The organism is Pseudobacillus sp. FSL P4-0506, assembly GCF_038003025.1.
In the GTDB taxonomy this organism is placed as follows: domain Bacteria; phylum Bacillota; class Bacilli; order Bacillales; family Domibacillaceae; genus Pseudobacillus.
This window is the reverse complement of sequence record NZ_JBBOOI010000001.1, coordinates 3,463,266-3,477,463: the sequence shown is the minus strand read 5'-3', so window position 1 is coordinate 3,477,463 and position 14,198 is coordinate 3,463,266. Positions and strand designations below refer to the sequence as shown.

Sequence of the window (14,198 nt, the reverse complement as noted above, 5' to 3'; positions counted from 1 at the left end):
GAATGAAGCAAAATAAGAAGCGAGTGCGTGAAATTGCCCTTGACTTACTTGAATCAGTAGAGAAGAACCAGTCCTATAGTAATTTACTGCTCCATTCAGCTATTGAAAAATATGAGTTAACGGGCAGAGACGCGGGCCTATTAACTGAGATTACGTATGGAACGATCCAAAGGAAGCTGACGTTAGATTTTTTCCTAGCTCCTTTCATTAAGAAAAAGTTAGAGCCATGGGTCCAGCAGCTGCTTCGTCTTTCCCTTTATCAAATGGTGTATCTTGATAAAGTTCCGGAACGAGCAGTCATTCATGAAGCAGTTGAAATTGCTAAGAAAAAAGGACATAAAGGAATTTCTGGCCTTGTGAATGGTATTTTACGTTCTGTACAGAGAAATGGCTTGCGCAGTTTTTCAGAAATAAAGGATGAAGCAAAACGAATTTCCATTGAAACGAGCCATCCTCTTTGGCTTGTGAAACGGTGGCTTGCGCAATTTGGCATGGAGAAAACAAAGGAAATGTGTGCTATTAACTTAACTGCTCCTATGCAGACGATTCGCGTCAATACAACAAAAGCCAGCCGGGAGGAAGTTTTGCATAGGCTGAAGGCGGAAGGATTTGAAGCGGAACCGAGCGAGGTCTTGCCGGAAGCCATCCGCATTTTAAAGGGGAATGCCGCTCGCTCATCCGTATTTGAAAGCGGGATGGCAACGATTCAGGATGAGAGCTCTATGATTGTCGGTTATGCCCTTGGAGCCGAACATAATGAAACCATTTTGGACGCTTGTGCAGCTCCAGGCGGTAAAACAACACATATCGCAGAGAAGTTAAACAATAGTGGTTCTGTTGTAGCGCTTGATTTACATGAGCATAAAATTAAGCTGATCAAACAAAATGCCGCTCGATTAGGATTAATCAACATTGAGGCGAAAGCATGGGACAGCCGCAAAGCAGGAGAGATCTTTGAAGAAGAGAGCTTTGATCGCATCTTAGTAGACGCTCCTTGCTCAGGGCTCGGTGTCTTGCGAAGAAAGCCGGATATTAAGTATACCAAGGAAGAGAAAGACCTTTCTGTCCTGCAAAACATTCAGCTGGACATCTTAGATGCTGTAGCTCCCCTTCTGAAAAAAGGGGGCGTGCTTGTTTATAGCACTTGCACGGCAGATAAAGAAGAGAATGAAGGGACAGTTAAAAAATTTATAGAAACCCACACTGATTTTGAACCGACAGCACTGACAGATTTGCCGCCCGTTGTTCAGGCATTGACAGACGATTATCTGCTTCAAGTTCTGCCGCAGGACTTCGGCGGGGATGGCTTCTTTATCAGTAAATTACGAAAGAAGGTGCAGTAATGGAGCAAGCAACAACATCAAAAGAAAAAGCAGGGGACAAGCAGCAGCTGCCATCCATTTATTCACTGCAATTGCAGGATTTAAAAGACTGGCTGAAAGAGCAAGGAGAGAAGCCGTTTCGGGCAGAACAAATTTTCGACTGGCTTTACAAAAAGCGGGTGACATCCTATGAGGGAATGTCCAACTTGTCAAAGCAGCTTCGGGAAAAGCTTGCTGCTCATTTTGCAATCACTACATTAAAAACGCTTATCCAGCAAGAGTCTTCTGATGGAACAATTAAATTCTTATTTGAGCTTCATGATGGGTATTCGATTGAAACGGTTTTGATGCGTCATGACTATGGAAACTCTGTCTGCGTAACGACGCAAGTCGGCTGCCGCATCGGCTGCACATTTTGTGCTTCGACACTTGGCGGTTTAAAGCGTCATCTGGAAGCAGGAGAAATCGTAGCTCAAGTCGTAAAAGTACAACAGGCACTTGATGAGAAAGAAGAGCGGGTTAGTTCGATTGTCATTATGGGGATTGGGGAACCATTTGATAACTATGATCAAATGATGGCTTTCCTTAAAATTGTTAATCATGAAAAGAGTTTAAATATTGGCGCCCGGCATATTACGGTATCAACAAGTGGAATTGTGCCGAAAATCTACAAATTTGCAGACGAAGAGATGCAGATTAATTTTGCTATTTCACTTCATGCTCCCAATAATGAGCTGCGTACGAAGCTCATGCCGATTAACAAAGCCTATAAGCTGCCGGACTTAATGGAGGCTGTTCGTTACTATATTAACAAAACAGGTCGCCGAGTCAGTTTTGAATATGGATTATTCGGTGGAGAGAATGATTCCGTTGAACATGCGATTGAGCTAGCTGAATTGATTAAAGACTTAAAGTGCCATGTAAATTTGATTCCGGTTAACTATGTGCCGGAGCGCAACTACGTACGTACGCCGAGGAAGAAAATTTTTGAATTTGAAAAGACGCTCAAAGACCATGGTGTAAATGTAACGATTCGACGTGAGCAAGGTCATGATATTGATGCGGCCTGTGGACAGCTGCGTGCGAAAGAACGGTCAGAAGAAACGAGGTGAGCCCTTATGGACTCTGTTTTTCGGACAGATAAAGGCCGGATTCGTCCTCATAATGAAGACAACGGCGGAGTATTTGTAAATGTGGCTGGTGATCGCCTGGCTATCGTTGCTGATGGCATGGGCGGTCACAATGCCGGTGATATTGCCAGTCGCCTCGCTATTGAGACGATGAAGTCACTGTGGATAGAAATGGAAGAAATTCGAACAGCCAGCCAGGCAGAAAGTTGGTTGAAAGCAGCTATCCTGCAAAGCAATAAAAAAGTATTAGAGCATTCTAAAGACTTCCCTGAGTGCAGCGGAATGGGAACCACGCTTGTAGCAGCTATATGCACAGCCAGCTTTTGTACGATTGCCAATATCGGAGATAGCCGAGGGTACTTATTTAGTGAGAGCGGCCTTGTGCAAGTAACAGAAGATCATTCTCTTGTAAACGAGCTTGTAAAGTCAGGGGAGATTACGAAGGAAGATGCAGAGAATCATCCTCGAAAAAATGTATTAACCCGTGCACTAGGAACAGAACGGGGAATAATAGCTGATTATTACACAGTGATGTTTGAACAAGGAGATTCGCTCCTCCTATGTTCAGACGGCTTATCCAACAAATTGGCACAGCAAGAAATGCAGCGGATTTTAGAAACCAAACTTTCCATTGAGGAAAAAGCCGAGTCTCTCATCCGAATGGCAAATGAAAATGGCGGGGAAGACAATATTACGCTTATTATTCTCGAACATTCTGCTGGCCTCGAAAGCGGGTGAGGGCAGAATGTTAATTGGAAAGCGACTGGGTGGCCGCTATAAAATCATTAAAATGATTGGCGGCGGGGGAATGGCCAATGTTTATTTGGCACAGGACATGATTTTAGAAAGAGAAGTCGCCCTGAAAGTTCTGCGTCTTGATTTTGTGAATGAAGAAGAGTTTATCAGACGTTTTCAAAGAGAAGCGCAGTCTGCCACAAGCCTTGTTCATCCTAATATTGTGAATATTTATGATGTGGGAGAAGAAGAAGGCATCAATTACATTGTGATGGAATATGTCGATGGGATGACGCTGAAACAGTACATTCAGCAATACTCCCCTATTCCTGTTGAAAAAACGATCGACATTATGAAACAACTGGCATCGGCCATTGCTTTTGCTCATCATAATTCAATCATTCATCGGGATATCAAGCCGCACAATATATTAATGGACCAGGAAGGTAATGTGAAAATTACTGACTTTGGTATTGCCATGGCGTTAAGCGCCACTTCTATCACACAAACGAATGCCGTTCTTGGATCTGTTCATTATATTTCTCCTGAACAGGCAAGAGGCGGAATGGCTACAAAGAAATCTGATATTTATGCTTTAGGTATTGTCATGTTTGAATTGCTGACGGGGCAGCTGCCGTTTTCCGGTGAGTCCGCTGTATCTATTGCTCTTAAGCACTTGCAGGCTGAAACACCGTCTGTGAAAAGGTGGAATCCAGATATCCCGCAAAGCGTGGAGAACATTGTCTTAAAGGCTACCGCTAAGGATCCATTTCACCGATATTCAAGCCTTGAAGAAATGGAGCAGGATTTGTCGACTGCTCTTGATCCAGAAAGAGCACAAGAAGAAAGGTTTTCCATTCAAGAGGACGATGAAAAAACAAAAGCGATCCCTGTCATCAAGGATAGTGAACTCTCTGAAGGATCGGATACGACAGTTGTGCATCCTGTTGACCAGCTGGAGGATACACAGCAGCCGGAGAAAGAGAAGAAAAAGAAAAAGCGAAAACGATGGCCGATTTTTGTGCTTGTCTCCATTTTATTAATTGCTTTAGCCATTGGAGCCATTACACTCCTTCCATCCTTGTTAGGACCGAAAGAGGTAAAGATCCCTGACGTTAGTGGCAAGCAGCTTGATGAAGCGGTGTCCAAGCTTGTGACTGACGGCTTTAAAGTTGGAGAAACGAAAAAACAATTTAGCGATCAAGTACCTGAGGGGATCGTCATCAAAACCGATCCGGCAGCTGGACGAACAATGCAAGAAGGCGACACGGTGAACATTTATATTAGTTCAGGAAAAGAGGCCATTGCTGTGGCGGATTACAGTGGCAAGTCTTTTGATGATGCAAAAGAAGAGCTTGAAAAAGCAGGTTTCAAGAGCGTGGAACAAAAGACCACACATGATGATAGCGAAGCAGGAACCATCATTGATCAAGATCCTGAGCCGGAAAATAAAGTGATCCCTGAGGACACAACTGTAACATTGACCGTGAGCACGGGTCCGGAAAAAATTCCGCTGATTGATTTAACTGATTACAATGAAAAAAGTTTAAAAGATTATGCGGAATCAACTGGATTAAACATTGAGGTTGCGCGGGAGAATTATTCAGATTCTGTATCAAAAGGTTTGGTAATCTCTCAATATCCAAGCAGTGGCACAGAACTTAATAAAGGAGATAAAGTACAGGTGACCATCTCCAAAGGCAAAAAGGAAATTCCGCCGAAGACTGTAACAAAAGAGATTACCATCCCTTATGAACCAGATGAAGAGGGAGCACCTCAGGAAGTGCAAATCTATATAGAAGACATGAATCACAGCATGACCGAGCCGTTTGAAGTGTTGACGATCCAAGAAGATTTAAAGAAAACCTTGGAGTTTGTTTTAACAAAGGGCAGTAAAGCAGGTTATAAAGTGATCCGAGATAAAAGAGTAATTATTGACGAAACAGTTCCGTATCCAGAGGATGGCGAAGAGGTTCAAGCAGAAACAACTAGCGATTCTGAGAATGAAGAAGAGGAAGGAACATAGAGTAACGATGAACTAAAAACAAATCTCTTAAATAGGAGGAATGGGATGCCTGAAGGAAAAATAGTGAAAGCACTGAGCGGGTTTTATTATGTCTCAACTAACGGCCAGACCTTCCAGTGTCGGGGCAGGGGCGTTTTTCGAAAGCGAAAAGTGTCTCCGCTTGTTGGTGATTTTGTTGAATTCCAGGTAGAGAATGACTTGGAGGGTTACATTTTAGCAATTGAAGAAAGAAAAAATGAACTTATCAGACCGCCGATTGCGAACGTCGATCAGGCTATTCTAGTTTTTTCTGCTGCCCGACCGGATTTTAGCACAGCGTTGCTTGACCGCTTTCTCGTTTTAATTGAATCAAAGCAGATAGAGCCGCTTATTTGCATCACAAAAATAGATCTTTTGGACGCAGAAGGAGAAGCGGCTATTAAACAGTATGCAGCTAATTATCGCTCATTCGGATACGAAGTAATTCTGACCTCTTCAGAAAATTTAGCTAATCTTGAAATATTAAAAGAGCATTTGCAAGGAAAAACATCGGTATTTGCCGGGCAATCCGGTGTCGGCAAGTCCTCCTTGTTAAATGCACTTAAACCTGAACTGGAGTTAAAAACAGACGACATTTCAGATTCTCTCGGCCGGGGGAAACATACAACGCGGCATGTCGAGCTAATTAATGTGGAAAATGGCCTCGTTGCTGATACTCCAGGCTTCAGTTCTCTTGAATTAACAGAAGTGGAAGCAGAAGAGCTGCCTCAATATTTTCCTGAAATGATGGAAAGAAGCCATGAATGCAAATTTAGAGGCTGCCTGCATATTAACGAACCGAAATGTGCCGTTAAAGCGGCGGTTGATGCTAAAGACATTCCGGCTTACCGATACGAGCATTATTTACAGTTCATGGATGAAATTAAAGAAAGAAAGCCGAGGTATTAATATGGTAAAGATTGCCCCATCGATTTTATCAGCTAATTTCGCTAAGCTAGGGGAAGAAATTCAAGAAGTAGAAGCTGGCGGTGCTGATTGGATTCACGTAGACGTTATGGACGGACACTTTGTTCCAAACATTACAATTGGACCGCTCATTGTTGAAGCTGCACGTCCTGTTACAAAGCTTCCTTTAGATGTTCATTTGATGATTGAAAATCCGGACCTCTACATCGAAGCGTTCGCCAAAGCGGGTGCCGATTATATTACTGTGCATGCTGAAGCTTGTCCGCATTTGCATAGAACAATCCAATTGATCCGTTCATTTGGAGTGAAGCCTGGAGTTGTTTTAAATCCGGCAACGCCTGCCTCCGTGTTAGAGTATATTATAGAAGATATTGATCTTGTTCTTTTGATGACAGTGAACCCCGGATTTGGGGGCCAGTCTTTTATTCATTCGGTTGTGCCTAAGATCCGGGAAGTGAAACAAATGATTACAGCTAAAGGGCTTGACGTCTTAATAGAAATCGATGGCGGCGTCAACACCGAAACGGCCAAGCTATGTACAGATGCAGGGGCAGATGTATTAGTGGCTGGTTCAGCCATATATAATAAAGATGATCGAAAGCAGGCAATCGCAGATATTAAGTTATCGACAACCATGTGAACAGGAGGAGAATGGAGCCGTGCGAAACGGCTCCATTTATTTCTAGAAACAAGTCTTTATCTAGGAGGTGACAGGGGATTGCAAATTATATTAGTCGCTGGAGGGCCAGAAAAAGAATTGCCTGATTTAAGGGGCTTTCATGAGACAGATACATACTGGATAGGCGTGGACCGGGGAACCGTGTATTTGCTGAATCGAGGGATTAAACCCCAAGCCGCATTCGGGGACTTTGACTCAGTTTCTGAAGAAGAATGGCAGTTCATCCAACAAGAAGTAAAAACTATACATACATTCCCGGCTGAAAAAGATGAGACAGACCTTGAGCTTGCTTTAAGGTGGTCGATTTCACTACAGCCTAAGCAGCTAACCATTTTAGGTGCAACAGGGGGCAGAATCGATCATTTCTTTGGCACAATCAGCTTGCTTACAAGCAATCAAATGAATTTCCGTCATATAGAAGTGGAGATCATTGACCGCTCGAATCGATTATCGGTTTGCCATGGGCCGATGAAAAGGAAAGTCAGGAAGGATTCATCTTATAAGTATTTCTCTTTTTTTCCTATTACTAAAGAAGTGAAAGGATTTACGCTTGAGGGATTTAAATACCCGCTTACAAATCATACTGTCCAATTAGGGTCTACATTATATGTAAGTAACGAATTGATAGGCGAAAGTGGTACTTTTTCCTTCACCAATGGCATATTAATGGTGGTAAGAAGTTCTGATGATTGAGCAGCTTTAAATTGGAGGGGTGGCAATCATGAAATTTTATACCATTAAACTGCCTAAATTTCTTGGCGGGCTCGTCCGAGCAATGCTTGGAACACTGAAAAAATAAAGGCAGGCCATAACAGAAGATAGATAGATACAAGCAAAGCGGGGCGCCTGTGTAACTGCAGGCGCAAGCGCATACACAAATTTTGCCTATGAGTGTCCATCATGAGGTGGCTTATAGTTTCTCAATAGAAAAAACCGGCTGGTAACCAGCCGGTTTTTTTCCGTTTGGAAAATTATTATACGCGCTCTACTTTTCCGGATTTTAACGCTCTTGCAGAAACCCAAACACGTTTAGGTTTGCCATCTACTAAAATGCGAACTTTTTGCAGGTTGGCCCCCCAAGTACGCTTATTGGCGTTCATAGCGTGGGAACGAGTGTTGCCGGAACGAGCTTTACGGCCTGTTACAACACATTTTTTTGGCATATTATTCACTCCTCACCATTGAAGCTGAAAAGATGGTTTCAATACTTCATGATATTCTGAAAGATACTTTAATAATTTACCATACAACCTTTTCAATTGCAACTGTTCTTGTAAAGTCTTTCAAGAAAAAAACCTTGACATCCTCCTCCCCCATTTGAAATGATATAATGCGGGTAAGTGTTTCTTTTAAAACAAGAGCAAGTATAGTAAAATGTCTGTAGCTTACAACCAATTTTAAGGGGGGGTCCTTGTGGCCATTGAGCTTAGAACAAAATACGGACAAATTGATATTTCAAATGATGTGATCGCTATGATTGCCGGTGGAGCAGCCATTGATTGTTATGGCATTGTCGGCATGGCATCGAAAAAACAAATAAAAGATGGACTTACCGAAATCCTGCGACGGGAAAATTTTGCCCGCGGCGTTGTAGTACGTCAGGAAGAAGACCAGGTATTTATCGATATGTACATCATTGTCAGCTATGGAACAAAAATATCGGAAGTAGCCAATAACGTGCAATCGAAAGTGAAATATACGCTTGATCAGACTGTTGGTCTATCTGTTGACGCAGTGAACATTTTTGTGCAAGGGGTTCGAGTAACGAACCCATAGTGTGTGAGGAGGAAAGATTTGTGTCTATTACTTCATTGGATGGAAAGCGGTTTACCGACATGGTTCAAGCGGGAGCCGCTCATTTGTCAGCCCATGCCGATATGGTCGATGCGCTGAACGTGTTTCCTGTTCCTGACGGAGATACGGGGACAAATATGAATTTGTCCATGACTTCTGGAGCAAAGGAAGTTCAGCAGAACGTGAGTGATCATTTTGGTAAAACAGCAGCAGCCTTATCTAAAGGGCTGCTTATGGGAGCGCGTGGAAATTCAGGTGTCATTTTGTCCCAGTTGTTCCGCGGGTTTTCTAAGGCGGTAGAACAGCAGCAGGAAGTGACGAGTAAAGAGTTGGCTCAAGCTTTCGAGGCGGGAGTGGAAACTGCCTACAAGGCGGTGATGAAACCGGTGGAAGGAACCATCTTAACCGTTGCGAAGGATGCGGCAAAAAAGGCGGTTGCTTCTGCTAAAAAACAAACAGATATTATTACGGTTATGGAGGAGCTTGTAAAAGAAGCAAGAGCTTCTTTAGCTCGGACACCGGATTATTTGCCTGTGCTTAGAGAGGTTGGCGTAGTTGATAGTGGAGGACAAGGGCTGTTGCTCGTATATGAGGGCTTCCTTGCAGAATTAAAAGGAGAGAAGCTTTCTGAGGCCGTGGGCATTGCTCCGAGTATGGACGAGCTTGTTAATGCCGCCCATCATAAAAATGTCCAAAGTTTTATGGATACGTCAGCCATTGAATTTGGTTATTGTACAGAATTTATGGTTCGTTTTGAAGAAGATAAGTTGAAGAATCATCCATTTTCTGAAGAGAAATTCCGGGCGGATTTAAGTGAGTATGGGGATTCCTTGCTTGTAATAGCAGATGAGGAATTAGCCAAGGTGCATATCCATTCTGAACAGCCGGGGAATGTATTAACTTACGGTCAGCGTTACGGCAGTCTAATCAATATGAAAATTGAAAACATGCGTCAGCAGCATAGCAATATTGTGGATGCTCCAGCTAAAGGACCTGCTGTTGCACAAAAGGAAAAGCAGGAGATCGGTATTGTCACTGTCTGTATGGGTGAGGGCATCGCTCAGTTGTTTGAAAGCATTGGCGCTTCTGTAGTAATTGAAGGCGGCCAAACGATGAACCCGAGTACAGAAGATATTGTAAAGGCGATTGAAGAGGTTAATGCTAATAAGGTCATCATTCTACCGAACAACAAAAATATCATTATGGCTGCTGAGCAGGCCGCTGAAGTAGTGGAGATGGAGGCGGTTGTTATCCCTTCAAAGACTGTTCCGCAAGGGATGTCGGCTTTGCTTGCTTATAACTCTGAAGCAAGCCTTGAGGATAACCAATCAGCTATGACAGCCGCTCTTGCCCATGTAAAGACTGGGCAAATCACTTTCGCTGTTCGCGACACGAATATCGATGGTGTTGAAATTGCTAAAGATGATTTCATGGGAATTGCTGACGGAAAGATTTTGCTAACCGATAAAAATAAAGTGGCCGCATCAAAAGAGCTGCTTCAGACAATGATTGATGAAGAGACAGAAATTATCACCGTTATTTACGGAGAAGATGCTTCTAAAACAGAGGTTGAGGAAGTAGTGGACTTTATTGAGGAGAATTTTGAAGAAGTGGAAGTAGAGGTTCATGAAGGCAAACAGCCGCTCTATTCTTTCATCTTTGCAGTAGAATAACCAGAAGGAAGGGCTCATCCCTTCCTTCTTCTTTATGTGCATTTTTAGCGGAATCATAGTAAAATAGAGAAGATAAGCTACGGTTAAAACGGCTTATAACCTTGTTTTGATTTTTACGAGAGCAAAATGGAAGAACATATAAATTAAGGCTGGGCGGCTGTCTTATAAACAATCAGTATTAAAGGAGGCGGCAGGGTGAAGTATAAAAGTGTATTTGACATTATTGGACCAATTATGATTGGCCCTTCAAGCTCCCATACAGCAGGAGCGGCAAGAATCGGCCGAGTGGCCAGAAGTTTATTTGGAAGAGAACCGCAGTGGGCGGTTATTTCTTTTTATGGATCATTTGCTGAAACATTTAAAGGGCATGCGACGGATGTAGCCATTGTCGGAGGGCTCCTTGACTTTGATACATTTGATGAGCGTATTAAACATGCGCTGGACATTGCTAAGGAACGGAAAATAGATATACAGTTTGTGAAAGAGCAAAGCATTCCGGCTCATCCAAACACGGCAAAAGTTCGCATCGGGGACGACCGATCAGAAATGGAGCTTGTTGGGATTTCCATTGGGGGCGGAAAAATCGAAATTACTGAATTAAATGGCTTTGAATTAAAGTTAACAGGGCACCATCCTGCTATTCTCGTTGTCCATGATGACCGATCCGGAGTTATTGCAACGGTTTCTAATGAGTTGGCAAAGCATGATATTAACATTGGTCATATGCAGGTTTCCCGCAAAGGGGTCGGAGAGATGGCTTTAATGACAATCGAAGTAGATCAGACAGTTAGTGAAGAAGTTCTTGATCAAATCCGGCGTTTGCCTCATATTACGCAAGTAGCAAGAGTGGCTGACTAATCGGTCTTTAAATCCAGCTAAGAAGAGGAGTGGTCGGTTTGTTTAAAAATGCAGCAGAGCTTGTAAAATTAGCTGAAGACAAACAAAAAAAGATTTCTGATATTATGATTGAACAGGAAAGTGAACTGTCAGGAAAATCCCGTGAAGAAATTATGGGGTTAATGGAAAAAAACTTAGATGTAATGGAGCAAGCGGTAGAACGCGGTTTAAAAGGAGTGCGTTCTCTCTCAGGATTGACCGGAGGAGATGCAGTGCTTTTGCAGCAATATATTCAAAAAGGGAATACATTGTCAGGTCCGCTCTTGCTCGATGCCGTCAGTAAAGCGGTAGCCACGAATGAAGTAAATGCAGCGATGGGAACAATTTGTGCAACACCGACTGCGGGCAGTGCAGGCGTTGTGCCAGGCACATTGTTTGCCATACAGGAGAAGCTTAAGCCTTCCCGGGAGGACAAAATCCGCTTTTTATTTACAGCTGGTGCATTTGGTTACATTGTTGCCAACAATGCATCCATTTCTGGTGCAGCAGGTGGTTGCCAGGCTGAGGTAGGCTCTGCATCTGGCATGGCAGCGGCAGCCATTACAGAAATGGCTGGCGGCACACCAGCACAATGTGCGGAAGCTATGGCTATTACGCTGAAAAATATGCTCGGATTAGTTTGTGATCCTGTGGCGGGGCTTGTGGAAGTGCCATGTGTAAAAAGAAATGCCATGGGAGCAGCCAATGCTATCGTAGCAGCAGATATGGCTCTTGCGGGTGTAACGAGCCGAATTCCTTGTGATGAAGTGATTGATGCTATGTATAAGATTGGTCAAACGATGCCTTCTGCCTTGAGGGAAACAGCCGGTGGTGGTTTGGCGGCCACACCTACCGGGCGAAAATTGGAGGCGAAAATTTATGGTGTACCACTCCAATCCCGGGATTGATTCATCCCCTCTCTTGCAGCCGGTAGATGTCCTGAAGGGGATCGGAAAAGAAACGGCATTAACATTAAATGAGCTTGGCATTGAAAAGATAAAAGATTTGATTGAATATTTTCCGTCCCGCTATGAGGATTACCGCCTTAAAGACTTGGCTGATGTCGGACATGAGGAGCGAGTAACAGTAGAGGGGAAAGTTCATAGCCAGCCTTCTGTTATGTTTTATTCAAAGAAAAAGTCACGCTTAACTTTTAAAGTGCTCGTTGGTCGATATTTAGTAAATGTGATTTTTTTCAATCAGCCGTACTTAAAAAGCAAGATTGACATAAATGATACGGTAACGATTACAGGGAAATGGGATAAACATAGACAAACGATTACCGGACAGCAATTTGAAGCGGGACCGCATAACCGGCAGGGAGACTTTGAAGCAGTTTATCCATTGAGGGGGGCGCTCTCGCAAAAGCTATTTCGCAAATATGTAGGACTTGCTCTATCGCAGTATGGTGAATACCTGGAAGAAACTCTACCGACAAGAACGCTTCTTCAGTATAAATTAATAAGCCGCCGGGATGCACTTCGATCTCTCCATTTTCCAGCTTCTGAAGGAGAAATGAAGCAGGCGAGACGGCGTTTTGTTTTTGAAGAGTTTCTGTATTTCCAGTTGAAGATGCAGGCTTTGCGTAAATTTGAGAGAGAACACTCGGCAGGCATTTCGCAAGCTTATGACATTCACAAGCTTAAACGTTTTATCGACTCTTTGCCGTTTACTATGACAAATGCTCAAAAAAGAGTAGTGAACGATATTTGTGCTGATATGAAATCTCCGTACCGAATGAACAGGCTCTTGCAGGGGGATGTCGGCAGCGGAAAAACAGCGGTAGCAGCTGTGTGTCTTTATGCCAGTGTTACAGCAGGGTTTCAAGGAGCATTAATGGTGCCGACGGAAATTCTTGCTGAGCAGCATGCTGAATCACTCAGCCAGCTGTTTGAACCGGTGGGCGTAAATGTAGCTTTGTTGACGAGCTCCGTCAAAGGGAAGCGTCGCAAAGAATTGCTTGCACGCTTGGAATCTGGAGAAATAGATATTATAGTTGGTACGCATGCGCTCATTCAGGAAGAAGTTAGTTTTTATCGGCTTGGTCTTGTGATTACTGATGAACAGCATCGGTTTGGCGTTAATCAACGGCGGGTTCTTCGGGAAAAAGGAGAGAGTCCGGATGTTCTTTTTATGACGGCTACACCTATTCCGCGTACGTTAGCGATCACGGTGTTTGGAGAGATGGATGTTTCCATCATCGATGAAATGCCGGCGGGAAGAAAAGAAATTGAAACATACTGGGCAAGAGAAGAAATGCTTGACCGTGTCCTCGGTTTCATGGAGAAGGAATTGGTCAAGGGGCGGCAAGCTTATGTGATCTGTCCGTTAATCGAAGAGTCTGAAAAACTTGACTTACAAAATGTGCTGGATGTTCACGCTCAGCTTGTTCAGTACTTTGATGGCCGTTACCGGGTAGGTTTAATGCATGGCCGGCTTCCATCAGAAGAGAAAGAAGGCGTGATGAAAGCTTTTACAGAACAGCAGGTCGAGGTGTTAGTGTCTACTACGGTGGTTGAAGTCGGTGTGAATGTACCGAATGCGACTATGATGGTCATTTACGACGCGGAACGATTTGGTCTTTCCCAGCTTCACCAGCTGCGCGGCCGTGTCGGGCGGGGAAGTGAGCAGTCGTACTGTATTTTGCTTGCTAATCCAAAGACAGAAATTGGCCAAGAGCGCATGAAGATCATGACCGAAACAAATGATGGTTTCGTCTTAAGTGAGAAAGATTTGGAGTTAAGGGGGCCGGGCGACTTTTTTGGGAAAAAGCAAAGCGGCCTGCCAGAATTCAAAGTAGCTGATATGGTTCATGATTACCGGGCGCTTGAAGTAGCCAGGGAAGATGCCAAACAATTGATTGAATCAGAGGCTTTCTGGAGAGAAGATGAATATGTGGCACTTCGCCGCCACCTAGAGGAATCTGGTGCCCTCTCAGGCGAGAAATTAGATTAAAGCCAAGACGTTGTTAGCAGACCGTTGTCTCAATCAGTAGAAAAGGCTTAAATTCGTTTGAGT

At 43.6% G+C, this 14,198-nt stretch carries 14 protein-coding genes; 13 read left to right on the top strand and 1 reads right to left on the bottom strand.

The features are described 5' to 3' along the window. Positions 1-2: 2 nt before the first annotated feature. From rsmB to spoVM, 8 genes are all read left to right on the top strand, one after another. Entirely contained in the window at positions 3-1,343 is a 1,341-nt protein-coding gene (gene rsmB / locus MKZ02_RS17205; RefSeq protein ID WP_120037146.1) for a 16S rRNA (cytosine(967)-C(5))-methyltransferase RsmB, read from the top strand. After that, positions 1,343-2,434, top strand: coding sequence for a 23S rRNA (adenine(2503)-C(2))-methyltransferase RlmN (gene rlmN / locus MKZ02_RS17200; protein ID WP_120037148.1), 1,092 nt, complete (start codon positions 1,343-1,345; stop codon positions 2,432-2,434). The genes rsmB and rlmN overlap by 1 nt, the downstream gene beginning before the upstream one ends. A gap of 6 nt (positions 2,435-2,440) precedes the next feature. Then, the gene (locus MKZ02_RS17195; protein WP_120037150.1) at positions 2,441-3,190 is read left to right on the top strand and encodes a Stp1/IreP family PP2C-type Ser/Thr phosphatase; all 750 of its coding nucleotides are present in this window, start codon (positions 2,441-2,443) and stop codon (positions 3,188-3,190) included. Positions 3,191-3,197: 7 nt separating this feature from the next. Then, positions 3,198-5,213, top strand: a complete 2,016-nt coding sequence (gene pknB, locus MKZ02_RS17190) for a Stk1 family PASTA domain-containing Ser/Thr kinase (protein WP_340854738.1) — start codon at positions 3,198-3,200, stop codon at positions 5,211-5,213. Positions 5,214-5,258: 45 nt separating this feature from the next. Further along, complete coding sequence (rsgA, locus tag MKZ02_RS17185; RefSeq protein ID WP_120037153.1) at positions 5,259-6,140, top strand: ribosome small subunit-dependent GTPase A; 882 nt, start codon at positions 5,259-5,261, stop codon at positions 6,138-6,140. Position 6,141: 1 nt separating this feature from the next. Next, entirely contained in the window at positions 6,142-6,798 is a 657-nt protein-coding gene (gene rpe / locus MKZ02_RS17180) for a ribulose-phosphate 3-epimerase (RefSeq protein ID WP_120038181.1), read from the top strand. A gap of 78 nt (positions 6,799-6,876) precedes the next feature. After that, the gene (locus MKZ02_RS17175; protein ID WP_340854734.1) at positions 6,877-7,530 is read left to right on the top strand and encodes a thiamine diphosphokinase; all 654 of its coding nucleotides are present in this window, start codon (positions 6,877-6,879) and stop codon (positions 7,528-7,530) included. A 28-nt stretch (positions 7,531-7,558) separates the two neighbouring features. After that, the gene (gene spoVM / locus MKZ02_RS17170) at positions 7,559-7,636 is read left to right on the top strand and encodes a stage V sporulation protein SpoVM (protein WP_099098601.1); all 78 of its coding nucleotides are present in this window, start codon (positions 7,559-7,561) and stop codon (positions 7,634-7,636) included. 175 nt (positions 7,637-7,811) lie between these two features. Here spoVM and rpmB read toward each other — a convergent pair whose 3' ends face one another. After that, positions 7,812-8,000 carry a 50S ribosomal protein L28 gene (gene rpmB / locus MKZ02_RS17165; RefSeq protein WP_041099906.1) on the bottom strand — a complete coding sequence of 63 codons (189 nt, stop codon included), beginning with the start codon at positions 7,998-8,000 and terminating at the stop codon, positions 7,812-7,814. A gap of 250 nt (positions 8,001-8,250) precedes the next feature. Between rpmB and MKZ02_RS17160 the strand changes: the two genes are divergently transcribed. The 5 genes from MKZ02_RS17160 to recG all read left to right on the top strand — a co-directional run bounded on the left by MKZ02_RS17160 (position 8,251) and on the right by recG (position 14,135). After that, positions 8,251-8,613 (top strand): Asp23/Gls24 family envelope stress response protein, encoded by a 363-nt coding sequence (locus MKZ02_RS17160; protein WP_120037157.1) that lies wholly within the window; start codon positions 8,251-8,253, stop codon positions 8,611-8,613. A gap of 20 nt (positions 8,614-8,633) precedes the next feature. Beyond that, on the top strand, positions 8,634-10,304 hold the full coding sequence (locus MKZ02_RS17155; protein ID WP_340854728.1) for a DAK2 domain-containing protein: 1,671 nt from the start codon (positions 8,634-8,636) through the stop codon (positions 10,302-10,304). Between the two features lie 195 nt (positions 10,305-10,499). After that, entirely contained in the window at positions 10,500-11,162 is a 663-nt protein-coding gene (gene sdaAB / locus MKZ02_RS17150) for an L-serine ammonia-lyase, iron-sulfur-dependent subunit beta (RefSeq protein ID WP_120037161.1), read from the top strand. 38 nt (positions 11,163-11,200) lie between these two features. Beyond that, on the top strand, positions 11,201-12,088 hold the full coding sequence (gene sdaAA / locus MKZ02_RS17145) for an L-serine ammonia-lyase, iron-sulfur-dependent, subunit alpha (RefSeq protein WP_340854726.1): 888 nt from the start codon (positions 11,201-11,203) through the stop codon (positions 12,086-12,088). Then, positions 12,060-14,135, top strand: coding sequence for an ATP-dependent DNA helicase RecG (gene recG, locus MKZ02_RS17140; RefSeq protein WP_340854724.1), 2,076 nt, complete (start codon positions 12,060-12,062; stop codon positions 14,133-14,135). The genes sdaAA and recG overlap by 29 nt, the downstream gene beginning before the upstream one ends. The last annotated feature ends 63 nt before the right edge of the window (positions 14,136-14,198 follow it).